The sequence below is a fragment of the Candidatus Binatia bacterium genome (genome assembly GCA_036563615.1).
GTDB lineage: Bacteria > Desulfobacterota > Binatia > UBA12015 > UBA12015 > DATCMB01.
This window is the reverse complement of the sequence record DATCMB010000021.1, coordinates 12,134-34,950: the sequence shown is the minus strand read 5'-3', so window position 1 is coordinate 34,950 and position 22,817 is coordinate 12,134. Positions and strand designations below refer to the sequence as shown.

At 73.3% G+C, this 22,817-nt stretch carries 13 protein-coding genes; 5 read left to right on the top strand and 8 right to left on the bottom strand.

What is annotated here, in order from left to right; all coding sequences use genetic code 11:
* The gene (locus VIS07_17235; protein ID HEY8517256.1) at positions 1 to 2,514 is read left to right on the top strand and encodes a glycosyltransferase; all 2,514 of its coding nucleotides are present in this window, start codon (positions 1 to 3) and stop codon (positions 2,512 to 2,514) included.
* A gap of 55 nt (positions 2,515 to 2,569) precedes the next feature.
* Positions 2,570 to 5,035, top strand: a complete 2,466-nt coding sequence (locus VIS07_17230; protein ID HEY8517255.1) for a glycosyltransferase — start codon at positions 2,570 to 2,572, stop codon at positions 5,033 to 5,035.
* A 21-nt stretch (positions 5,036 to 5,056) separates the two neighbouring features.
* On the opposite strand, the gene VIS07_17225 is transcribed toward VIS07_17230, so the two are convergent.
* Both VIS07_17225 and VIS07_17220 read right to left on the bottom strand, forming a co-directional pair.
* The gene (locus VIS07_17225) at positions 5,057 to 8,104 is read right to left on the bottom strand and encodes a glycosyltransferase (protein HEY8517254.1); all 3,048 of its coding nucleotides are present in this window, start codon (positions 8,102 to 8,104) and stop codon (positions 5,057 to 5,059) included.
* Positions 8,101 to 10,626 carry a glycosyltransferase gene (locus VIS07_17220; GenBank protein HEY8517253.1) on the bottom strand — a complete coding sequence of 842 codons (2,526 nt, stop codon included), beginning with the start codon at positions 10,624 to 10,626 and terminating at the stop codon, positions 8,101 to 8,103. The genes VIS07_17225 and VIS07_17220 overlap by 4 nt, the downstream gene beginning before the upstream one ends.
* 134 nt (positions 10,627 to 10,760) lie before the next feature.
* Between VIS07_17220 and VIS07_17215 the strand changes: the two genes are divergently transcribed.
* Positions 10,761 to 12,155 carry a glycosyltransferase family 39 protein gene (locus tag VIS07_17215; GenBank protein ID HEY8517252.1) on the top strand — a complete coding sequence of 465 codons (1,395 nt, stop codon included), beginning with the start codon at positions 10,761 to 10,763 and terminating at the stop codon, positions 12,153 to 12,155.
* A gap of 52 nt (positions 12,156 to 12,207) precedes the next feature.
* Here the strand turns inward: VIS07_17215 and VIS07_17210 are convergent, their stop codons facing one another.
* The 5 genes from VIS07_17210 to VIS07_17190 all read right to left on the bottom strand — a co-directional run bounded on the left by VIS07_17210 (position 12,208) and on the right by VIS07_17190 (position 19,874).
* Entirely contained in the window at positions 12,208 to 13,284 is a 1,077-nt protein-coding gene (locus tag VIS07_17210) for a class I SAM-dependent methyltransferase (GenBank protein ID HEY8517251.1), read from the bottom strand.
* 91 nt (positions 13,285 to 13,375) lie between these two features.
* Positions 13,376 to 15,100 (bottom strand): GMC family oxidoreductase, encoded by a 1,725-nt coding sequence (locus tag VIS07_17205; protein HEY8517250.1) that lies wholly within the window; start codon positions 15,098 to 15,100, stop codon positions 13,376 to 13,378.
* Positions 15,101 to 15,117: 17 nt separating this feature from the next.
* Positions 15,118 to 16,023, bottom strand: coding sequence for a gluconate 2-dehydrogenase subunit 3 family protein (locus VIS07_17200; protein HEY8517249.1), 906 nt, complete (start codon positions 16,021 to 16,023; stop codon positions 15,118 to 15,120).
* 170 nt (positions 16,024 to 16,193) lie between these two features.
* Positions 16,194 to 17,852, bottom strand: a complete 1,659-nt coding sequence (locus VIS07_17195; GenBank protein HEY8517248.1) for a sulfatase-like hydrolase/transferase — start codon at positions 17,850 to 17,852, stop codon at positions 16,194 to 16,196.
* Between the two features lie 309 nt (positions 17,853 to 18,161).
* Positions 18,162 to 19,874 carry a beta-propeller fold lactonase family protein gene (locus VIS07_17190; protein HEY8517247.1) on the bottom strand — a complete coding sequence of 571 codons (1,713 nt, stop codon included), beginning with the start codon at positions 19,872 to 19,874 and terminating at the stop codon, positions 18,162 to 18,164.
* A gap of 738 nt (positions 19,875 to 20,612) precedes the next feature.
* Between VIS07_17190 and VIS07_17185 the strand changes: the two genes are divergently transcribed.
* Entirely contained in the window at positions 20,613 to 20,756 is a 144-nt protein-coding gene (locus VIS07_17185) for a hypothetical protein (protein ID HEY8517246.1), read from the top strand.
* A 92-nt stretch (positions 20,757 to 20,848) separates the two neighbouring features.
* On the opposite strand, the gene VIS07_17180 is transcribed toward VIS07_17185, so the two are convergent.
* Positions 20,849 to 21,655, bottom strand: coding sequence for a hypothetical protein (locus VIS07_17180; protein HEY8517245.1), 807 nt, complete (start codon positions 21,653 to 21,655; stop codon positions 20,849 to 20,851).
* Positions 21,656 to 21,830: 175 nt separating this feature from the next.
* On the opposite strand from VIS07_17180, the gene VIS07_17175 reads away from it, so the two are divergent.
* Positions 21,831 to 22,814, top strand: a complete 984-nt coding sequence (locus VIS07_17175; GenBank protein HEY8517244.1) for a linear amide C-N hydrolase — start codon at positions 21,831 to 21,833, stop codon at positions 22,812 to 22,814.
* Positions 22,815 to 22,817: the final 3 nt, after the last annotated feature.

Sequence of the window (22,817 nt, the reverse complement as noted above, 5' to 3'; positions counted from 1 at the left end):
ATGAGCACGACCGAGCGCAGCGTCACGGTGCTCGTCACCACGGGCAACGACGGCCCGTTCCTCGCGGCGGCCGTCGACTCGGCGCTCGCGCAGCCCGAGGCCGCCGAGGTGCTGGTGCTCGACGACGGTTCGGTCGACGACGGCCCGGCCGTGCTGGCGCGGCTCTCCGATCCGCGTGTGCGGATCGTCTGCCAGCCGCGGTACGGCGTCGCGCACCTGCTGAATCTCGGTCTCGCGCTCGCGCGCACGTCGCACGTCGTGCTGCTCGCCGCGCGCGACGTCCTGCATTCGGGCTGCGTCGCAGCTCTGCTCGCGGCGCTCGAGCGCGAGCCCGACGCGCTCGCGGTGCTGGTTGCGGCGCGCCGCCGCGATCCGAGCGGCGCCGAGCTCGGCGAATCCGCGCCGGCGCCGGACCCGTCGCTGCGCGCCGTGCTCGCGAGCGACGTGCCGCCGCTCTCCGGCGTGCTGCTCGATCGTGCGCGCGCGCTCGCCGCAGGCGGAATCGATCCGTCGCTGCGCCATGCGTACGCGCAGGATCTGTGGCTGCGCCTCGCGCTGCACGGGCGCGCCGTCGTCGTTCCCGAGCGCCTGGTCGACGTGACCGTACGCGGCGGTCCGGTGTCGTCGGCGGACGCGCGCGCCGAGGAGATCGAGCGCGCGCGCGTTCTGCTGCGCGCGCTCAGCGGCACGCGACTCGAGGAGCTGCTCGTGCGGCTCGCGCCGCGAGACCTGCCTGCGCCCGAGGCGGAAGCGGCGGCGTGCCTCGAGCTCGCGCGCGTCGTCGTACGCGGCGGAGTGCGCGCCGCGCTCGGTGTCGCGGCGGAGCTCGTCGCGCGCGCGTGCGCGCTCGGTGCGACGGTGGCGGACGACGCCGAGCTCGCGCCGCTGCGCGCGCTGCACCCGGGGCTCGCGACGCCACGTGCGCTGGACGCGGGAGCTGCGGGGCACACGCACGCGCCCGCGCCGGGCGTCGCGTCCGCCGTCGCAGCGCCCGCGCGTCCGGACGCGCAGGATGCGGCGACGGGCGGGCTGCGCATCGCGCTCGAGGTCGCGACCCTCGACCGCGGCGGGCTCGAGACCGTGGTCCACGATCTCGCGCTCGCGCTGCGCGACGCGGGCCACGTGCCGACCGTGCTCTGCACGGAAGGCGGCGGCGCGCGCGCCGAGCAGCTGCGCGCGCGCGGCGTCGAGGTCGTCGTGCTGCGCGGACCGGACCGCGAGGCCGAGCTCGCGCGCGTGCTCGCGACCCGCGGCGTCGAGCTCGTCAACGCGCACTTCTCGACCTTCGGCAGCCGCGTCGCAGCGCGGCTCGGCATCCCGGTCGTGTCGACGCTGCACAACGCCTACGCCTGGCTCGGCGCCGGCGTGCTCGACGCGATCCGCGCCACCGACGAGGTGATCGACGGCTACGTCGCGGTGTCGCAGTCGGTGGCGGAGTTCTGCGCCGAGCGCTTCGCGCTCGAGCGCGAGCGCATCGTCGTGATCCGCAACTGCGTCACGCCGCGTCCTGCGTCGAGTGAAGACCGTTCTGCTGCACGGCGCGCGCTCGGCATCGGCGACGACGCGCAGCTCCTCGTCCAGGTCGGACGCCTCGACCCGATCAAGTGCCAGCTCGCGCTGGTCGAGGCGCTGCGGCTGCTCGCCTCCGAGCGGCCGCGTGTCGTGGCCTGGCTCGTCGGCGGCGTCGGCAACCCGGCCTACGCGCACCGCATCGAAGCGCGCATCGCCGCGGCCGGGCTCGCCGATCGTGTGACGCTCGCCGGCGAGCGCGACGACGTCGCGCGCATCCTCGCCGCGGCCGACGTCTTCGTCATGCCGTCGGTGCTCGAGGGGTTGAGCCTCGCCGCGATCGAGGCGATGGCCGCGGGCGTGCCGGCGGTGCTGACGCGCACCGGCGACGCAGCGTTCCTGCTCGGCGAGGGCGGCGCGCGTGGCGACGCCGCGGTGCTGCCGGGCGCGCTGGTCGACGGTCCCGCCTTCCCGGTGCACGTCGACAGCGAGGCGCTGAACGCGCTCGCGGCGAGCGAGGAGCCGCCGCACGCACGAGACCTCGCGCGCGCGATCGCCGAGGTGCTCGACGACCTGCCGCGGCGCAGCGCGCGCGCCCGCGAGCGCGCCGCAGAGCTCGCGCAGGAGCTGTCGCACGAGCGCTGGCTCGCGGCGCACGTCGAGCTGTTCGAGAGGGTCGCGACGTCGGGTGCGGCGCACCGTCAGCGCGCGCTCGCGACCGTGGCGCGGCGCTGCATCGAGCAGGTCGAAGAGGAGCGCCGCGCGGGTCGAGCGCTGGAGGGAACGCTCGATGCGCTCGCGCGCATGCTGCTCAACGCCGTCGCGAACGAGCGCGCCGCGGCGCTCGTGCAGCGCACGCGCACCGACCTCGCGACGGCGCGCTTTGCGCTGGCCGACACCTTTTCGCTGCTCGCGCGCGCGCTCGACAAGCTGCGCATCGGGCACCGCATCCGCACCGCGCTCGAGGGCTTCGCCCGCCGGTCGCGCGGGGACGCCGCGCGATGAGCGTGCGGCGGCTGCGATCGCGCTCCGCCATGCGGGCGGAGCTGGGGACGCCGGGATGATGAAGCTCTACCGGCGCCTCGAGGCGTACGTCGGGCCGCGGCTGCCGCGGCCGCTGCGCGCGGTCTGGCGCCGGATCCTCGGCCGCCCGCCGCTGCCCGCTCCGCGCTGGCGCGGGCCGGAGGAGATGCAGCGGATCGCGGAGATCCTCCGCACGCGCCGCCATCCCGACGTCGTCGTGCTGCCGATCATCGCGTGGCGCTTTCGCCACCAGCGTCCGCAGCAGATGGCGCGCGCGATCGCCGCGCACGGTCGCAGGGTCTTCTGGGTCGACCCGGCGGGGCTCGCCGAGCGCGTCGCAGCGGACGGCGAGTCGCCGCTCGTCCGCGTCGCGCCGCTCGACGAGCGCATCTTCGAGGTCGAGATCGCCGGCGCACGGCCGCTCGACCAGTGGCGCGACGCGCTCGCGATCGCCGACGTCGCGACGATGGCGCGCGCCCTCGACGAGCTGCGGGCCGAGGCGGGCATCGTCAGCGCGATCGTCGTCGTGCAGCTCCCGTTCTGGACGCCGCTCGCGCTGCACCTGCGACACGCCTTCGGCTGGCCGGTGGTCTACGACTGGATGGACGACCACGCCGGCTTCTCGACCAACGCTCCCGCCATGCTGGCGACCGAGGAGCGGCTCGTCGCGGAGAGCGATCTCGTTGTCGTGACCTCACGCAAGCTCGAAGCGTCGGCGCAGGGACGCGCGCGGTCGCTCGTGCTCGTGCCGAACGCATGCGAGCCCGAGCACTTCGCGCGCGTAGACGCGGCGGAGCCTTCGCCCGCCGAGCTCGCCGGCCTGCGCTCGCCGATCATCGGCTACTTCGGCGCGATCTCCGAGTGGTTCGACTTCGACCTCGTGCGCCACGCGGCGCGTGCCCACCCCGAGTGGACGTTCGTGCTGATCGGCTCGACCTTCGGCGCGCCGCCGCACGACGATCTCGTGCGCGCGCCGAACGTGCGCTTTCTCGGCGAGAAGCCGTACGGCGCGCTGCCGTCCTACCTCGCGCGCTTCGACGTGGCGACGATCCCCTTTCGCTTGACGCCGCTCATCGAGGCGACGAGCCCCGTCAAGTTCTTCGAGTACCTCGCGGCGGGAAAGCCGGTCGTGGCGAGCCGGCTGCCGGAGCTCGTCCCGCACGCGCGACTGGTCGAGCTCGCCGACAGCCCGGAGGAGTTCACGCGCGCGCTCGAGCGGGCGCTGCGCGACACGTCGCCGGAGCGTGTCGCCGAGCGGCGCGCGTTTGCCGCGCAGAACACCTGGTCGAGCCGCGCGCGCGAGCTGCTCCAGCGCGCGGACGAGACCTTCCCGCTGGTGACGATCGTCATCGTCACCTGGAACAACCTCCGCTTCACGCGCGACTGCCTCACGGCGCTGCTCGACGACCGGACGTGGCCGCGGCGCGAGATCCTCGTGGTCGACAATGCGTCGACCGACGGCACGGTCGCCTACCTCGAGCAGCTCGCGGAGCGCGGCGAGATCCGGTTGCTGCGCAACGAGGAGAACCGCGGCTTCGCCGCCGCGAACAACCAGGGCATCGCCGCCGCGCGCGGCGAGTACGTCGTGCTGCTCAACAACGACACCGTCGTGACCTCGGGATGGCTGCCGCGGCTGATCGACGTGCTGCGCCGCGACGAGCGCGTCGGGCTGGTCGGACCGGTGACGGACGGCACGTTCAACGAGGCGCGCGAGCGGATCAGCCACGACGAGCTCGCGCGTCTGCCCGAGTTCGCCGAGGCGTGGGCGCGCGCGCACCGCGGCGAGGTCTACCCGATCCGCATGCTCGCGATGTACTGCGTCGCTGCGCGCCGGTCGGTCCTCGAGTCGGTCGGGCCGCTCGACGAGCGCTTCGGCGTCGGCATGTTCGAGGACGACGACTACGCGCACCGGGTGCGCCTCGCGGGCTTCCGCCTCGTCTGCGCGGAAGAGGTGTTCATCCGCCACGTGGGTCAGGTGAGCTTCGACAAGCTCAAAGAACGTGACGCGATCTACGAGGCGAATCGCGCGAAGTTCGAGGCGAAGTGGCACACCGCCTGGCGGCCCTACCGGGGCGACCGGCGGCAGACGCGGCGCTGGCGCGACGAGGTCGCGTCCCTGGCCGCACGGCGCTCAGTCGGTGCGACGCCGGTCGTCGTTCTCGCCGAGCCGCGGGACGCGGAGGAGGGCGGTGCGGCGCTCGCGCTCGGCCGGGCGATCGCGCGGCGCGGGCGGCTGGTCTTCGTGCACGCCGAGCCGGAGGGCGGGGCGCACCAGGGGCTCGTGCACGCCGACGAGCGTCTGATCGTCGCCTCGGTGCCGCTCGAGGCCTTCGAGGACGTGCGCCGTCCGCTCGTGGTCGCGACGCAGCCGGGTGGCTTCGCGCTCGCGTGGTTCCCCGACGCGAGCCGCGTCGTCCGGCTCGAGCCCGGCTGGCAGGAGCGCGACGCGGCGCGGCTCGCCGACGAGGTGCTCGGCGCCGCGACCGCAGGCAGAGCGGCCTGAATCGCGAGCGCGCGGCGCCGCTCAATCCGGGACGTCGAAGAAGTACTCCGGACGGTGGCGCCACTTCTCGAGGAAGAGGCGCTCGTTGCGCCGGTAGACCTCGTCGTACGCGGCGAGCGCCGACGTGGTCGCGTGCGGGCGGTGGTCGACGCCGAGCCCGGGGCAGTAGGCGAGCTCGAAGCCGGCTTCCTTGATCTGGAAGGAGAGGTCGGTGTCCTCGAAGCAGGTCGGGTCGAGGCGCTCGTCGAAGCCCGCGGTGCGCGCGAGCACCGAGCGCGGCACGACGAGGCCGCTCGTCGCGAGGTAGGCGACGTCGGTGCGGAAGCCGTCGCGCAGCTTGCCGGCGCCGCGGTCGGGCAGCGTGTCGACCACGGCGCCGCGTCCGCGACCGGCGCTGAACCAGCCGCCGCTCCAGCCGACCGCGCCGATCTCGCGGTGACGCGCGAGCACCTCGAGCGCGGGATCGAGCCAGCCGGGGAAGAGCGCGCGCTGGTCGCTGTCGAGGAAGACGACGAGCTCGCTCGCGCTCTCGCGCACGCCGAGGTTGCGCCCCGACGAGCAGCCGTTGCGCGCGTTGCGCAGCAGCCGGATCTCGCCGCGCGACGCGTGCGCGGCGAGGATCTCCAGCGAGCCGTCGCGGCTGCCGTTGTCGACGACCACGATCTCGTAGCGCGCGTCGCCGCGGTTGCGCAGCAGCGACTCGATGCACGCGCCGATGACGTCGCGGTTGTCGTAGCACAGCACGACGACGGTGATCGTCGGGCGCTCGCACAGCGAGGTCAGCGTCGCGACGCGCGCCTCCCAGTCGTTGGCCGCGAGGAAGCGCTCGAGCGTCTCGACCGGCGGCGGCGTCGCCGCGGCGCGCTCGACGGCGGCGACCGTCGCCTCCGCGCCGCGCGCGGCGAACACGTACGGCACGTCGCGCAGCTCGACCATCGGCGATGCCACCACCGGGCGGTGCATCGCGAGGTACTCGTAGACCTTGAGCGGATTGACGCCGTCGACGAGCGGCGAGGGGATGAACGGGATCCAGCAGACGTCGGCGGCCGCGAGGTAGGGCGGCAGCGCCGCCTGCGGCTTGAGCCCGAGGAGGTGCACGTTCGACGGCAGCTCGGGCACGTGGCGCGGACGGTCGCCGATCAGGTTCACCGCCCAGCGCGGGCGGCGCGCGGCGACCTCGGCGACGAGTCCCCAGTCGAACCAGTCGCCCCACAGCGAGCCGACGTAGAGCAGCGTCCGCTCGCCGCGCACGAGGTCGGCGGGCGGCTCGCCCGAGCGCACCGCGTCCGGCGCGAAGATCGTGCGGTCGACGGCGTTCAGCACGAGGTGCGGCGCGCGCGGGCCGCCGCGGAGCTGCTGGACCAGCAGACGCGCCGAGCCGACGAGGTCGTCGGCCTCGCGGATCAGCCGGCGCTCGGTCGCGGCGTCGTACCAGTCGGCCCACGCGCACGCCGCCCAGTGGTCGATCTTGTCGTAGAGGACGCGCGCGCCGAGCGTGCGCGCCTCGAGCGCGAGCTCGACGACCTGCGTCTCCGGCAGCTCGACGAGGACGAGCACGCGGTCGTCGGCCGCGCGCAGCCGGCGGCGCAGCTCGTCCGGGTTCCAGTCGAGCGACGTCAAGCCAGGAATCGCGTCGCGCAGCCCGAGGTCGACCGACTCGTGGCGCGGGAAGCGGGCCGCGTACCACACGAGGTCGCCGCGGCGCGCGAGCGCGCGCGCGAGCTGGGCGCTGCGCTGCCCGCCACCGACGTCGTCGAGCGGCACCGCGGCGAGGATCAGCCACTGGCGGCGTCGCGCTCCGGGGGCCACGCGATGGGAGCCGTGGCGCTCGGGCGTGGTGGCGGCCGTGTCGCGCTCGCCGCGTTTGCGGACGCCCGCCGCGCGGCCGAGCTGCTGCAGCGTCGCGGAGAGCCGCTTCGTCAAGCGCAGCTTGTCGAGCACGCGCGTCGCGAGCAGCAGCGTCTCCTCGCTGGTCCGGCGCAGCGTCCCCAGCTCGCTGCGCAGCCACGCCTCGTAGCCCTCGAGGCGCTGGCCGTCGGCGCGCAGCGTGCGCAGCGTGCGCTCGTCGCGTGCGGCGGCGCGGGCGAGCGCGAGCACGTTCGCCGCTTCGGCGTCGTGCGGGCTCGGCGCGTCGCTGGTGGCGGCGTCCGTCGCGCGCCTCGCGTCGATCTGCGGGGCGGGCGCGTGTCCGTGCGGCGGCGCGGGCGCATCCGCAGGCGAGGCAGGCGCAGCGTCCTCGGACGCGAGGCGCTCGAGCTCGTCGAGCGGCGGCAGCGGCCGGCCTTCGGCGCGCGCGCGGCGTCCGATCGTGCGCACGACCGGCAGCACCTCGGGCAGACCCGAGCGCACGAGCCGCAGCGCGAGCTCGCGCCAGGCGTCGACGTCCGCGGCCCACGAGCTGGTCGCGTCGCGCCACCAGTCGAGGCCGCGCTCCAGCAGCGTGCGTACCAGCACCCAGGCGTGCTCCGAACGACTCGGCACGCCGGCGCCGTCCCACGCGACGGGCTGCTCGCCGCCGACACCGGGCAGCGTGTGCACGCGGTGGTCGAGCGCGAGGCGGAGCCAGAGGTCGTAGCCGAGGGCGTGCGTCAAGCTCGCGTCGAGGCCGCCCAGCGCGCGCAGCACGCCCGTGCAGAAGGTCGCGGTCGCGACGCGCGGCGCGCGTCCTTCGAGCAGGCTCGCGAGCAGCGCGCCCTCCGCGCACCACAGCGCTGCGACCGCGGCGCAGTCGGGGTGCGCCTCGAGCTCCGCGAGCTCGCGCTCGAGATCGCCGGGCACGAGCGCCGCGTCGCGCTCGAGCAAAATCTTGACGGCGGCGCCGCGCGCGGCGGCGAGCCCGACGTTGGCCCGTGCGCCGACGCCGAGCCCGGGGAGCGGGATCGCGATCAGGCGCGGGTCGTCGATCTCCTCGAGCGCGCGCGGCGTGACGGTCGTCCCGTCGTGCACGACCAGCACCTCGACGCGCGCCTCGCCGTGCGCGAGGAAGCCCGCGACGAGGGCGCCGAGCGCGGGGTCGTTGCTCGACGCCGGCACGACGATCGTCGCGCGTGGCCGCTCGACGGTGCTCATCGTGCCTCGGCCCTCCGCGCCGCGTCGTGCGGCCGCCGCGGCGCAGCGCCTGGAGTCGTCGCCTCGAGCACCGCGCGGATCTGCGCGACCCGCGCTGCCCAGGTGTTGTCGCGCGCGATGGCGTCGATCGTCGCGAGGTACTCCGGGTCTCCAGCGAGCGTCAGCGCGCGCTCGATCTGCGCGACGAACTCCTCGCCGTCGCGCGCCACCAGCACGCCGGGATAGAGCAGGCACTCCTGCATCGCCGTGCTGACCACCGGCTTGCCGCCCGCCGCGTACTCGAACAGCTTGATCGGTGAGGTCGACTCCGTGATGTCGTTGACCACGAACGGGATCGTCGCGACGTCGAACGCGCGCAAGAAGCGCGGCAGCGCCTCGTACGGCTGGCTGTCGAGGCGGTGCACGTTGTCGAGCGCGAGCACGTCGGTCGTCGCGAGCGAGCCGTCGTAGTCGGGTCCGATCAGCACGAACTCGAGGTCCGGACGCGCGAGCGCGGCGAAGCGCACGAGCTCGTAGTCGAACCAGGTCGCGAGCGCGCCGTAGTAGCCGATCACGCGGCGTCCCGGGCGCAGCACGGCGGCGAGCTCGGGCGGGACCGGTAGCGACGGATCGCGTGCTTGACGGAAGTGCTCGTAGTCGACCGCGTTCGGGCTCAGCAGCGCGTCGGGGCGACGCTCGGCGATCTGACGGTGCAGGTTGCGCGCGGTCGCGACGACGACGTCGGCGGTGTCGAGCAGGTGCTCGTGGTTGCGGCGGATCTCGGCGGCGTCGCCGCGGAAGACGTGCAGCTCGTCGATCAGCTCGTAGACCACGCGCGCGTTGCGGAGCTTGCTCGTGTCGAAGGCGTTGTAGGGCAGGAAGAACACGATCGGCGCTTCGATCTCCGCGTAGGTCGGAAGCGGCGCGTGCGCCACGTACAGGCGCTCGCCGATCTCGCGGAAGAGCGGCTCGTCGGGCTCCGGCCACAGGCTCTCGCAGTAGAAGACGAGGTAGCCCTGGCGTGCGAGCTCGCGCGCGAGCTGGTGCGGACGCTGGAAGAGCTCGTGGCTCCAGCGCAGCGTCGGCGCGAAGAGCACGGTGCCGCGGCGGTCGGTGTGGCGCGCGAGGATCTGCTCCAGCTCGGCGCGCGTCGCGGGGCTCGCCGCGCTCGCCCAGGCGTCGTCGCTCGGCTGCGCAGCGCTTGGCTCTCGCCGGGACACGGGGCGCTCCGCACGCGAGCGGCCGAGCAGCGCGCTCGCCGTCTTCGTCAAGCGTCGCTTGATCTGCAGCTTGCCGAGCACCTGCTCGGTGAGCCCGCGGCCGCGCTCGACCAGCACGCGCGCCGAGGCTGCCTCGACGCCGAGGTCCTCGAAGCGGTCGACGTTGCGCGTGCCGGCGCGCGACGCGTCGGCGAGCTTCTCGCCGAGCTGCTCGAGGTGCGTGCGCAGCGCGGTGGTGGCGACGACGAGCGCGCCGCGCGTCGCGGGTTCGGCGCGCGCTCCGTCGCGCCACGCGGGCGTGCGGCCGAGCTCGGGCGTGACGCCGCGCAGCGCCTCGAGCGTCGGCTCGCGGGCTGCGGCGTCGTCGAGCGCGCGCGCGTGCGCGAGCAGCTCGAGCGCGAACGGCCGCAGCTCGCGGAGCCCAGCGCGCTCGACCGAGCGCGCGAGCGCGAGGAGGCGTCGTGCCGCGCGCGCGCGATCGGCCGCGGCGTCGCTCGCTGCGACGTCGTCCGCCCGCGCGGCGAGCGCTCCACCGTTTGCTCCTCCGTCGCCCGCTACGCCCGCGTCGCCGCCGCGGTCGACGACGCGCCGCCAGCCGCACGCGCGCAGCTCGGCGAGGACGCGGAACGCCGAGTCCGCACGCTCGGCGCGCGCCCCCGCGGGGTCCGGCGGCGCCGGGCGCGCGTGCACGCGCACGAGCGGCTCGGGGAGCACGACGACGTCGTGCGCGTGGCAGAGCCGCAGCCAGAGGTCGTGCTCGTGGATCGACGTCAGCTCGACGTCGAAGCCGCCGAGCGCCAGCGCCGCGTCGCGCGCGAACAGCACCGTCGCGGACGCGAGCGTGCGCCGCTCGAAGAGCTCGCGCGCGAGCTCGTCGCCGGTGCGCGCGGCGGGCGTCCAGCGCCGGACCGTAGCCGGATCGGTGACCGGTCGTCCGTCCTCGCCGAGTACCCGCGGCTGCGAGACCACGGCGCGCGCGTGCGGCGCGGCGGCGAGCGCCGCGAGCTCGCGCTTGAGGCACGCGGCTTCGAGCTCGTCGCCCGCCGCGATCAGCTTGACCCACGGCGCGCGCGCTCCCGCGAGCGCGCGGTTGCGCAGCTCGGCCGGCTGCGCGCCGGGCGCGACCAGCGTGCGGACGCGCGCGTCGTCGCTCGGCACGACGTCGCGCGGCAGGTCGGCGTCGCGCGTCGCGGCGACGATCACCTCGAGCGCGCGCTCGCTCTGCGCGAGCACGCTCCGCAGCGAGCGCGCGCAGGCTGCGCCCTCCGCCCCCGCGACGACCACCACCGTCGCGCGTGGGCTCGTGGTCGGCGTTTCGGGCATCGCGCTGCGATAGGCAAGCGACGCGCGGCTTTCAACGGTAGGCTCTTGACGTTGCTACGCGATCTGGGTAGGGACGCGCGATGCTCGCAGATGCCCCGCGAGGCACGCGCGCGGACCCGGACCGGAGGTTCGCGGTGCGTCTCGCCGGCGTCGCGTTTCTCGCCCTGACCCTGCGGGTCGCGGCAGTGCTCTGGATCCCGACGCAGCCGGTGTCGGACTTCTGGAGCTTCGTTCATCTTGCGCGGGGGATCGTCGAGCAGGGCGGCTACCACTGGGCGCCCCGCGCTCCGACCGCGATGTTCGCACCGGGCTACCCGCTGCTGCTCGCCGCCGCGTTCGCGGTCGTCGGCTACTCGGCGACGCTGGTCAAGGCGATCAGCATCGTGCTGTCGGTGCTCCTGGTGGTGGTCGGGGCGCTCGCCGCGCGGTCGCTGGTCGGCGCTGGCGCGGCGCTCGCCGCGGCGGTGCTTCTTGCGCTCGATCCCCGGCAAATTCTGCTCTCGCTGCTCTCCGCGACCGAGCTGCTGGCCGCGCCGACGCTCTTCGTCTTCGTGTGGCTGCTCGCCACCTCGTGGCGGAGCGAGCGTGCGCTCGGACGCGCGCTCGTGGCCGGCGTCGTTCTCGGCGTGTCGGCGCTGTCGCGGCCCGTCGGCGGCTTCGTGTGGGTCTTCTGGCCCGTTGCGTCCTTGGTCGCAGGCAAGCGGCCGCGCGCTCTTCTCGCCGAAACCGCGCTCGTTCTGATCGGCCTCTACGCGGTGCTGCTGCCGTGGGGCACCCGCAACGCGATCGTGCTCGACCGCTTCACGGTGTCGAGCATGAACGCCGGCATGAACCTCTTCATGGGCAACAACGATCGCGCGACCGGAGGCTGGACGCAGGACTGGCTCGAGCAGCTCGCGGCCGTGCGCCCCGACGCGATCGGCGCCACGGAGGCTCAGGTCGACGCGATCGCGGCCGACGAGGGACGTCGCTGGATCAAGGCGAATCCCTTGCGTGCGGCGCAGCTCTACTTCGCGAAGCTGCGGACGTACCTCTTCGTCTTCACCAACTTCGAGATCGCGTACTGGGCGATCTTCGCGACCGACGTGTCGCCGCCGGGCTCCCCGGCGGGGGACGCGCTGCCCGGCCCGCACCCGCTCAAGGAGAACTCCGAGCTCGTCGCCGACGTGCTGCGCGAGACGTACTGGCTGCTCCTGGGGCTCGGCGCTCTCGGTGCGGTGCTGCTCGCGTGGAAGGCTTGGCGGACGGCCGATCGCTACTGGATGGCGTCTGCGGTGACGCTGATCGGGCTCACCGCCTACTTCCCGGCGATGACGTCGATCTTCATCGTCGTCGACCGCTACCGCTGGCCGATGCTCGACGCGCTCACGCTGCTTGCTGGATTTGCGGTCGTGCAGAGCGCGCGCGGCGCGCGAAGCTTTCTTTCCGAGCGGCACCAAAAAGAGCAACCAGCAGCGCTGGCTCGAGAGGCGGGCGATCGCGTGCCGGACCGGGCCACGGCTCGAGCCCGGTCGTCGCGAGCCCGATGACGATGGCGAGAGCGAGCGGCGCGCGCGAAGCGTGCGCACGAGCTGCAACTCGTCAGGCGGTCTTGCGCGCGACGATGTCCCAGCAGTCGATCGCGAAGCGGCGCACGAACGCGCCGAGCCGCTCGGCGCGCCGCGCGGGATCGCGCTCGTCCGCGATGCCCGCGAGCCCGGCGCGCACGCCGTCGAGCCAGCGCGCGACCGCGTCGTGCAGCGTGCGTCGCGTCGTCTCCGAGAGGCGCTCGTCGGACGCCGTACGCGCGAGCGCCGCCTCGATCTCCGGCAGGTGGCCCTCGACCCGCTGGCGCGCCGCCTCGGGATCGGCCGGCGGGTTGCGCACGTCGCCGCCGACCAGCGTCACGCCGCGCTGCGCGAGCATCGCCGCGTAGTCCTCGAGGCGCAGGTAGAAGCCGACGTCGTACGCCTGGCCGAAGCGCCCCTCCGCGAAGTAGCGCTGCGCGTCCTCGCCCTCGAGCAGCGTGATGCCGAACGCCTGGAAGTGCGGATCCTTCAGCACGGCCGCGGAGGACTCGCCGTTCGGGATCTGCAGGTGCAGGATGCCGCCGGGGTGCAGCGCGGCGGCGAGGCTCGTGAGCGCGGCCGGCACGTCATTCACGTGCTCGATGACGTCGCTGCAGGTGACGAAGTCGAAGCGTCCGAGATCGGCCATGCGCTGCACGTCGGTGACGTCGACGCGCGCCAGCGTCACCGGAGCGCGCCGGTCGGCGACGTTCAGCGCCGCGAACGCGAGCAGCTCGTCGTTGAGGTCGATGCCGACCGCCTCGCCGCCGGCTTCTGCGAAGGCGACGCTGAAGCCGCCGTAGGCGCAGCCGACGTCGAGCGCGCGCCGTCCGCGCACCGGCTGGTACTGCTGCAGCATCTCGACGACCTGCGCGCCGCGCAGGTTCGTGCTGAGCGCGTAGTCGAGCCAGGTGTCGTACATCACGTGCCCGCGGTTCGGCTCCATCCAGCGCAGGATCGCCTCGGTGAAGCGCGGACCGGTGCGGTAGCGCACGCGCAGCGCGGCGCTGCCGAACAGCTTGCGCAGGAGCTCCGTGCGGCGCAGGCGCGGGGGCGTGACGCGCCAGCAGAAGGCGCCGACGTCACGGAGGTGATGGGCGAGCCGGCTCACGCAGCAGGCTTGGACGACGCGCGGCCGCGGCGCAAGGTCGAGCGTCCTCGAGTGGCGCGATCGCGTGGTGGTGCGGCCTCCGGCGGTCGAATCAAGCGTCTTTTTCGATCACCGCCTCGGGGCGCAACGGGTCGACGATCGCGCCCGCGGTGCGCATCGCGAGCGCCTGGATCGTCAAGGTCGGGTTGTAGCCCGAGCCGGTCGGGAACGGCGCGCCGTCGGCGCTGTAGAGGTTCTCGACGTCGTGGAAGCGGCAGAAGCGGTCGGTGACCGACAGCTTCGGGTCGTTGCCCATGCGCATCGTGCCCATGATGTGCGACGTCGTCGGCGTCGGGCCGCCGTCGTAGTTCGGCGCGACGAAGGCGAACTGCGCACCGGCCGCGCCGTGCAGCTCGATCAGCTTCGGGCCGTAGAACATTCGCGCCATGATCTCGAAGGGGTGCGGCGCGTAGGTGATGCGCGGCACCGGCAGGCCGTGGATGTCCTTGACGTCGGGGTCGAGGTCGACGCGGTTGGTCGGCTGCGGCGCGTCCTCGCCTTGCATGATCAGCACCGCGATGTGGCGTCCGAACGGGCTCGAGCGCAGGAAGCTCTTGAGCGTCTCGCCGCGGAAGCCGAGGCGCATGTACTGGAGCGCGTCGACGATCTTCTCCGAGTTGGTGCCGAACTCGACGACGCCGCCGAGCGGACGGTTCGGATCGTTCGGCACGCCGCGGAAGTCGGAGAAGCCGCCCGACACCGACTTGCCGCGCTCGCCGTGCAGGTCCTCGCGGTAGATGCCGACGCCGATCGTCTGGTGGTGGAACATCAGGTTCCGCCCGACGAGCCCCGAGGAGTTGCCGAGCCCCGGTCCGCCGGGATCCGACAGCAGCAAGAGGCGCGTCGACTCGATCGGGCTCGCGGCGAGCAGCACGTGGTCGGCGGCGACGCTCGCGGGGTTGCCGTCGGGGTCGAGGTACTCGACGCGGACGACGCGGCGACCCGAGGCGTCGGTCACGAGCCGCGTCGCGATCGAGTTGTAGCGCACCTGCACGTTGCCGGTGAGCAGCGCGTCGCGCTGCATCGCGACCGAGCCCTTGGCGTTGATCGGGCAGCCGTAGCCGCTGCAAAAGCCACAGTCGTTGCACGGCGGACGGCCGCGGTAGAAGCGCGTGTTCTGCGCGCCGGGGAACGGGTACGGGTGCAGCCCGAGCTTGCGCGCGCCCTCCGAGAGCAGGTTGTCGACGTACATCCGCGCGCCAGGCGGCATCGGGTACGGCCCCGAGCGCGGCGAGGCGAACGGATCGGCGTCGGCGTCGCCCGCGACGCCGAGCAGGCGCTCGGCCGCGCCGTAGAACGGCTCGAGCTCCCAGTAATCGAGCGGCCAGTCGGCGAAGCTCGCGCCGGGGACGTCGCCGAGCAGCGTGCCCAGGTGGAAGTCGAACTCGGTGAAGCGCGGCGTCTTCATGTCGGCGTGCACCCAGCCGCCGCCGACCGTCTTCGGCAGGTTCTGCACCGCGCCGATCAGCTTGCGCGGACCGTCCGCCTCCGACTCGCGGAAGGTGCGCGGCTCGATGCGCGCCTGCTGGCGGATCAGCTCGCGCGCGGTCATCTTGAGCTCGTCGTTCGAGAACAGCGACACCGGGTTGCCGGGCGCGGGGTCGTCGAGGCCGAGGAAGTAGTTGTTGCCGGCCTCGAGCACGCAGACCTTGAGCCCGTTGGTCGCGAGCACGCGCGTCGCCGCGCCGCCGCCCGCGCCGAAGCCGATCACGATCGCGTCGAAGCGGTCGAGGCTCGTCTCGCCGAGCACGTTCGGGACGCGGGAGGGAAGCGCCATCGCGGGCCTCGTCAAGCTCAGAAGAAGCGCACGCCGCCCTGGACGCGCGTGATCACGTCGACGAACCTCTCGACCTCGGGCTCGAGGCCGTCGTTCGGCCGTGCGGGATCGAGCGTCTGGTTCGGCTGGTCGGGGCGGTCGTAGAGCGTCTCGGTGGTCGCGTCGAAGAGCGTGTGGCCGAGCGGCTGGCTGTCGCCGTCGAAGGTGTAGTCGCGCCAGCCCGCGAGGCCGCGGTTGCCGCCGTACTCGGGCGCCGAGAACATGCCCTCCGCGAGGTGCGCGAGGAACGCGTCGACGAAGCGATGGTCGGTCGCGTTCAGCGCGGCGAGCTTCTGCGCGTCGTCGAGCGCGGCGAAGTCGGGCGCGCCCTGCTCTCTGGCGTACGCGTTCAGATCGACGACGGCTTGGCGGTAGAGCGCCTGCAGCCCGGGCCACGTGCCGGTGAGCGGCGCGTCGGGATCGCTCGCCGCGAGCGCCGCGTTCACCGCTCCGTTCGGAACCGACGCCGCGCCGAGCAGCTCGATGCGAAACGACAGCTCCTGCAGGCGCGTCAGCGGCAGGACGTCGAGGAAGTCGTTCTCTGGGAAGCGCTCGCTCGGCTGGCCGGTCGCGGAATCGGGAAACGGCGTGCGGCCGCTGAACGGTCCGCTGCGGTAGACCTGCGGCGGATCGTCGTCGAAGGCCGCGAGCCAGCGGTCGATGTACTCGACCGCGTCGGTGCCGAGCGCGCCGACCGTGCCGCCCTCGGGCACCACCGCCGCGGCGAGCTGCTCGATCACCGCGCGCTCCTCCGGCGTGAAGAAGCGCGCCGGCGTGCTGCTCGTCGCGCGGTCGCTGCAGCCGGGCAGCCACGGCAGCGCGGTCGCGGCGCCGGTTGCGGCGAGGAGCTGCAGGACGGTCCTGCGTCGGTAGAGGATCGCCATCGTGCTCGGTGCTCTCGTCGGACGCTTCCTACGAGGGCACGACACTTAGGGCGCGTCGGAGAAGGCTGTCAACCGCGACGACGCCGCGTCTCGTGCGCGCCGCGCGCGCGCAGCGGAACGACGTGAGCGCGTCAGGATGTGAGCCGGGCGTCAAGCCACGGCGGGCGGCGTCAGTTCGACCAGTAGACGTACTCCTCGCCGGGCACCGCGGGCGTGTCGAGCGGGCGGTCGATGACGATCGCGCCCTCGAGCAGCGACGGCCACAGCGGCTTCGCCTGCTCGGCGTCGATCTGCGCGAGCTTCGCGAGCATCGCGTCGCGGACGTCCGGGCGCGTCTCGGCGAGGTTGGTCTTCTCCGTCGGGTCGTTCTCGAGGTCGAACAGCCACACCTTGTCCGGATGCTCCGCGCGCTGCAGCTTCCAGCGGCCGTCGAGCAGCACCCAGTAGCCGCCCGAGCGCCAGAACAGCGTCTGGTGCGGCGCGCCGCTCTCGACGCCGGTGAGGAAGGGCAGCAGGTCGACGCCGTCGACCACGCGGTCGCGCGGCAGCTCGGCGCCGGCCGCCGCGGCGGCGGTCGCGAAGATGTCGACGTGCCCGACCGCGCCGCCGAGCACGGTGCCGGGCGCGATGCGCGCGGGCCAGCGCACGAGCATCGGCACGCGGATGCCGCCCTCGAAGAAGGTCGCCTTCCAGCCGCGGAAGGGCTTGTTGACGTCGGGCAGGCCCACGTAGTGCGCGCCGCCGTTGTCGCTCGTGAAGATGACCAGCGTGTTCTCGTCGAGGCCGTTCGCCCGCAGGCTCTCCATGATGGTGCCGACGCCGCGGTCGAGCGCGCGGATCATGGCGCCGTAGACGCGCAGGCGATGGTCCTCGATGCCGGCGAGCGCGTCGTAGTCGGACTTGAGCGCCTGGAGCGGCGTGTGCGGCGCGTTGAACGCCACGTAGAGGAAGAAGGGACGGTTGCGGTTCGCGGTGATCGCCTTCGCGGCTTCCTCGGCGAGGTAATCCGTCATGTACTTCGACGGCGCGAAGCGGCCGGGCTCGTCGTTCTTGACGACCGCGAAGGGCAGGTTCGCCCACAGGAACTTGTCGATCGGGTCGAAGTCCTGCCGCGACTCGACGACGTCGGGATCGTTCACCGGCGCGTACAGCGACGCGCCCGAGAGGAAGCCCAGGAACTCGTCGAAGCCGCGCGCCTCGGGCCGCGCCGTCGGCGTCTCGCCGAGGTGCCACTTGCCGAGCATCAGCGTGCGGTAGCCCCGGGTCTTCAGGAGCTGCGGCAGCGTGATCTCGCTCGCCGGCACGACCATCTCCGCCATCGGCGGCACGTCCTTCTCGCGCTCGGCGTGGTAGATCGGCGGGTGCTCGCCGTTCAGCGTGTGGCCCAGGAGACGCGCGAACTGGAGCGGTGCGGGCGTGAACTCGAAGCCGAAGCGCGTCGCGTAGCGTCCGGTCATGATCGCCGCGCGCGAGGGCGCGCACGTCGCGTTGCCGGCGTAGGACTGCGTCAAGTTCGCGCCTTCCTTCGCGAGCGCGTCGATGTTCGGCGTCGGGACGGCACCGTTCGCGACCCCGCCGCCCGAGAGCGTGATGTCGTTGTAGCCGAGGTCGTCGGCGACGATGAGGACGATGTTGGGCGGCCGCTCGCCGGGCGGGGCGCCCGGCGTCTCGGGGCCGCTTTCCCACGCGACCTCGCGGTTCGGCTGCACCGGATCGCGAAGCTCCGCGAGCAGGCCGGGCAGGTAGTACCAGTAGCGCTGGAAGGCGAGGGCGCCGGCGAGGCCGAGCACCGCGACCGCCGCGAGGAGCCAGAGCAAGCGCCGACGCATGACGGCGCTCACCTGGCGAGCGGCCGGACGAAACGGCCGCCTGCGAGGACGACGATCTCGAGCGTGCTTCGAGCGTGAGGGGTGCGCCGGAAGCGCCGGCGCGCGCGATCGGGAGCTGGCTGCATCGTGACCTCGCTGCGAAAGTGACACTACTAGTGCCACTTTCACCGACGCGCAAGCGCCTGTCTCGGCGCCGTCCGGGGACGGCGGACGCCAAGCGCGGGAGCGCTCCCGGCGTCACGCCGCGGCCGAGCTCCTACGTCCGGGCGAGGGACACGCGTTCCGGATCGCGCTGCGCTCGCCGCGGCGTCAATCGCCGCGGTCGCGGAAGCGGCGCGCGTCGCTCGCCAGCGCGGGCGCGGAGAACGTGCTCTGCCAGCACGCGCCGCCCTCGGTCGCGAGCTGCGCGACCACGCGATCGGCGGCGAGCGGCAGGTTCGGCACGCTCACCCCGTCGGTGTCGCCCTTGAGGCGCGCGACGACGCTGCCGCGTCCGCCGGTGCCGACGCGCAGCGCGAGCTCGCGCAGGCCGCCGTGCTCGGCCCGCGGGTCGCGGCGCACGAAGCCGCGCCGCGCGTCGGCACCGCCGAGCGGCCGCCAGCAGGGCTTGCCGCCGCACGTGCCGCCTGCGGGCACGTGGATCTGCGAGATCTGCCGCCACGCGTCGCCCTGCGCCGCGTAGACGCAGAGCGCGAGGTCCGTGTCCGTGCGCGGATCGCCGAGCGCCTCGCGCGCGACGTCGGCGCGCTGCAGGCGCCAGTCGAGGGAATCCTTGTCGCTTCCCGGGCGGTCGTGGACGACGAGCGCGCTCTTCGCCGTGGCCGGCTGCTCCGCGCACGACGCGAGCGGCTCGGGCGCGCACAGTGGGTCGATGCGGAACGCGGCGACGCCGAGGAGTCCCACGCTCACGTAGAGGTGGCGTCCATCGGGGCTCACGACCGCAGAGCTGAGGGCGGAGAGCCCGTTGGAGTCGGGCGCCTGCTGCGCGCGCACGGATTCGACCCTCGCGAGCTCGCCGGTCTCGGGATCGCGCGCGAACACCAAGAGCTCGTTGACGCAGCAGGGCGGCGGGGAGATCGAGGGCGCGTAGAGCCGCCCGCCGTCGGGGCTGATCGCGATCGCGAGCGTCGTGGCGTCGCCGCCGCGGCCGGTGGCCACGCCGAGGAAGGTGAGGGTTCCGTCGTCGGGGTCGCGTGCGAAGGACGCCACGTCGTCGAGCAGTCCGCTCACGTGGACGTTCCGGCCGTCCGGGCTCACTTCGACGTTCGCCGCCTGAGTGAGCCCATCGATGCCGTCATCGCCCTGGACGAAGCCGTGCACCGCGGTCGGCTCGCCCGTCACGTCGTCAAGAGTAAAGACCAGGAGCGAGTGTCGGTCGTCGTCGGTGACGTAGAGGCTCTTCCCGTCCGGGCTGATCGCCAGCGCGCTCGCGAAGCCGAGCTCGGACCCGGGGACTTCGGGGAAGGGATCGTCGATGCGGCCGCCGAAGCCGAGCGCGCCGCTCTCCGGGTCGCGCTCGTACCAGACCACCCCCGAGCCGGCCGCGTAGACGTGCCGTCCGTCCGGGCTCACGACGAGAAGGTCGTTCCCGTCGGTGCCGGCCTCCGGACCGGCAACGGACGAGATCTGGCTCACCGTGCCGGTCTCTGCGTCACGCGCCAGCGTCAAGATCGTGAATCCGCCGGCGACGGCCACGTAGACGTGAGCGCCGTCCGGGCTGATCGCGATGGAGTGCGCGCGCCCCGTGTGAAGCAGCTGCACGGGATCGAGAAGACCGCTCGACGCATCGCGGGCGTAGACCGCGACGCCGCCGCCCGAGCCGAAGTCTTCCGTCGTCGCCACGTAGAGGTAGGCGCCGTCCGGGCTCGGGACCGCTTCGCGCGCGCCGAACCACGGTGTCCCGATGGGCTCCAGCTCGAGGAAGTGGAGCTCGGACATCGTCGCGCCCGCGCTCTGCACCGTCGCGAGCGCGAGCGCCGCGACCGCCACGCCGTACCGCAGCGAGCTCCGGATCGACCCCATGGCACAGCCCTCCCGAAGGGCCTTCGGCGATCTGGCGAAACACTTGAGGAGGGCCTCGGCGCTGCGCCTTCCCAGCGCGGGCGTCCCACGGGGGAGTCGGTGGATTCCCTCCGCTTGACGCCGGGCCGCCGGCGGAAGTCTGCCGTCGGCTGCGGCGCTTCGTCGCCCGACGTCCCGTGTCGTCGCGAAGCCGCGAGGTGGCGGCGCGGCTCGAGGCCTCTTGCGAGGAGGACCTTATGAGCCAGGCGGATCGCAAGGTTCCGAGCACGGCGCTGGGCGTGACGGCATCCTTCTTCTGCTTTACGCGGTGCTCGGCAACTACGTCGCCCTGCCGGGTTACGTGCGCTTCCTTGAGCGCGGCGGCACGTCGGCGAGCGGCAACGGCTTCGACCTCGCGGTGCTGATCGGCGCCGTCGAGACGCTCGTCTCGATGTACTCGTTTCAGCTCGGCGTCCTGTGCTTGGCGCTCGCGTACTCCGCGCGCGAGGGCCTGCACACGAAGCAGATCGCGGTCGCGGGGCTCGCGTGGCTGGTGTTCTGGCGTGGCCCTCGCTGCCGAAGCCGGGCGCGTGGTTCTACCTCCTCTCGGCGGCGTGATCCTCGTGTTCATCGTCGGCGTGCTCGTGCAGCAGGCGCCGGGCACGGTCGACCGACTGAGCAGAAGCTTGCTCCTCGGCTCGACGCTGTTCTTCGCGTTCGCGAGCTGGGAGAGCTGCGGGGCTCGGCAGCACGGGCCGGATGCTTCACCCCGAGCAGGCCGCGGAGCCGATCGCGCACGACATCCTGGTCACGCAGAGCTCGAAGCTGATGCTGGAGCTCGTGCTGGCGTGGGGGCTGCTCTGCCTGAGCCGGCGCACGGCCGGCCGCCACGCGACGGCATGACCAGCGCGCCCCGAGCTGGCTGACGCGCGAGCAGGCGCTGCCGCGGGTCGCGTTCGGCGCGCGTGCGGCTCAGAGCGCGGTCGCGGTTGCGCTCACGGCTGCTCGGCACGGATCGACGCCTGGAGCTGCAGCATCGCCCGGACCGGCGCGCGGAAGAGCCCGCGCTGCGGACGGTCGAGGTCGAGGATGACGTAGGCGACCAGCGTCGTCAGCACGACGAAGCACGCGGTCGCGGCCTGGTGGCGGCGTCCGGCGAGGCCGAGCGCGTAGCCGGCGACGATGGCTGCGACCGTCGCGGTGAGGACGAGGAAGGCCAGCACCGACGGCGGCAGGTGCCCGAACATCGCCGCGTCGAACGCGGTCTTCTGCGCGAACGCGTCGTTCAGGCCGTCGAGCACGAAGACGTAGGCGCCGGCCTCCGGGGCTTCGCGGACGTGCGCCGCCGCGATCGACCACATCGACGCCTGCAGCTCGGACACGCGCCGGGTGGCGCTCTCGACGATCTCGGGATCGTTCTTCGACCGTGCGAGCGCGACGCGCTGGTCGACGTACTCGCGGAGCTGGCTGCGCAGCGCCGTGCGCGACGCCTCCGGCAGCACGTCGAAGCGCAGGTACGCGGTGGCGATCGCGTTGGTCTCGGCGACCGCGAGCTGGCGGCGGGCGTCGACCCGGCCCATGACGAACGAGAAGGTCAGCGCGAGCAGCAGGCCGAAGAGGCCGAACACCGCTCCCTGGATCGCGCCGATGCCGATCGAAGCGTCCCCCTCCTCGCGCGCCCGGCGCTCGGCCGCCCGCTTGCCGAGGTGGAAGCCGATCTCGATCGCGATCGTCAAGGTAACAATAACCAAGACCGCCAGGACCCAGGCGGGCGTCTGGAAGAAGATGCTCTGGTCGACCACGACGCCCGGATCAGAGCGCGTCCGCGGCGCCGACGCCAGCGGAACGGGGCAAAGACTCCGTCAAGGGCAGAGAAGGCTGACCGTGCACCCTGGCGAGCGCTGCGGCGTCGTCCCGGGGCGACGCGACCCGTGGCCCGGTTCGCAATCCTGCCGGTCCGCAATCTACAGTGCCGTCATGTGCACGCGGGTAGTGTACCTCGGCGTCGACGACCGCATCGTCACCGGGCGCAGCATGGACTGGAAGACCGAGCTCGCGACGAACCTGTGGGCGCTGCCGCGCGGCGTGCGGCGCGGCGGGCTCGCCGGTCCGGGCTCGATCGAATGGACCGCGAAGTACGGCAGCCTGGTCGCGACCGCCTACGACGTCTGCACGACCGACGGCGCCAACGAGGCCGGGCTCGCGGCCAACCTGCTGTGGCTCGCCGAATCGCGCTACCCCGACCGGGACGCAGGCGGCCCCGCGATCTCGCTCTCGCTGTGGGCGCAGTACGTCCTCGACAACTTCGCGACCGTCGCCGAGGCGGTGAAGGCTCTGACCCTGACGCCGCTGCGCATCGCCACTGCGGAGGTGCCCGGCGAGGACCGGCTCGCGACGCTGCACCTCGCGATCTCGGACGCGTCGGGCGACAGCGCGATCGTCGAGTACGTCGACGGGCGTCAAACCATCCACCACGACCGCCGCTACCAGGTGATGACCAACTCGCCGATCTTCGAGAAGCAGCTCGCGATCAACGAGTACTGGCGGGAGATCGGCGGCACGGTGATGCTGCCGGGCACGAACCGCGCGGCAGACCGCTTCGTGCGCGCGTCGTTCTACATCGACGCGATCCCGAAGACCGAGGATCAGCGGCTCGCCGTGGCCGGCGTGTTCAGCGTGCTGCGCAACGTCTCCGTTCCGTACGGCATCTCGACGCCGAACGAGCCTAACATCTCGACCACGCGCTGGCGCACGGTCTTCGACCACAAGGCGCGGCGCTACTTCTTCGAGTCGGCGCTGTCGCCGAACACCTTCTGGGTCGAGATGAAGAAGCTCGACTTCGGCGCCGGCGCGCCGACGCGTCGCTTGCGGCTCGGCGACGAGGAGATGATGGTCTACGCGGGCGACGCGAGCGGCGCGTTCGAGGAGGCGGCGCCGTTCGCGTTCCTCGCCGTGGCGTAGGGG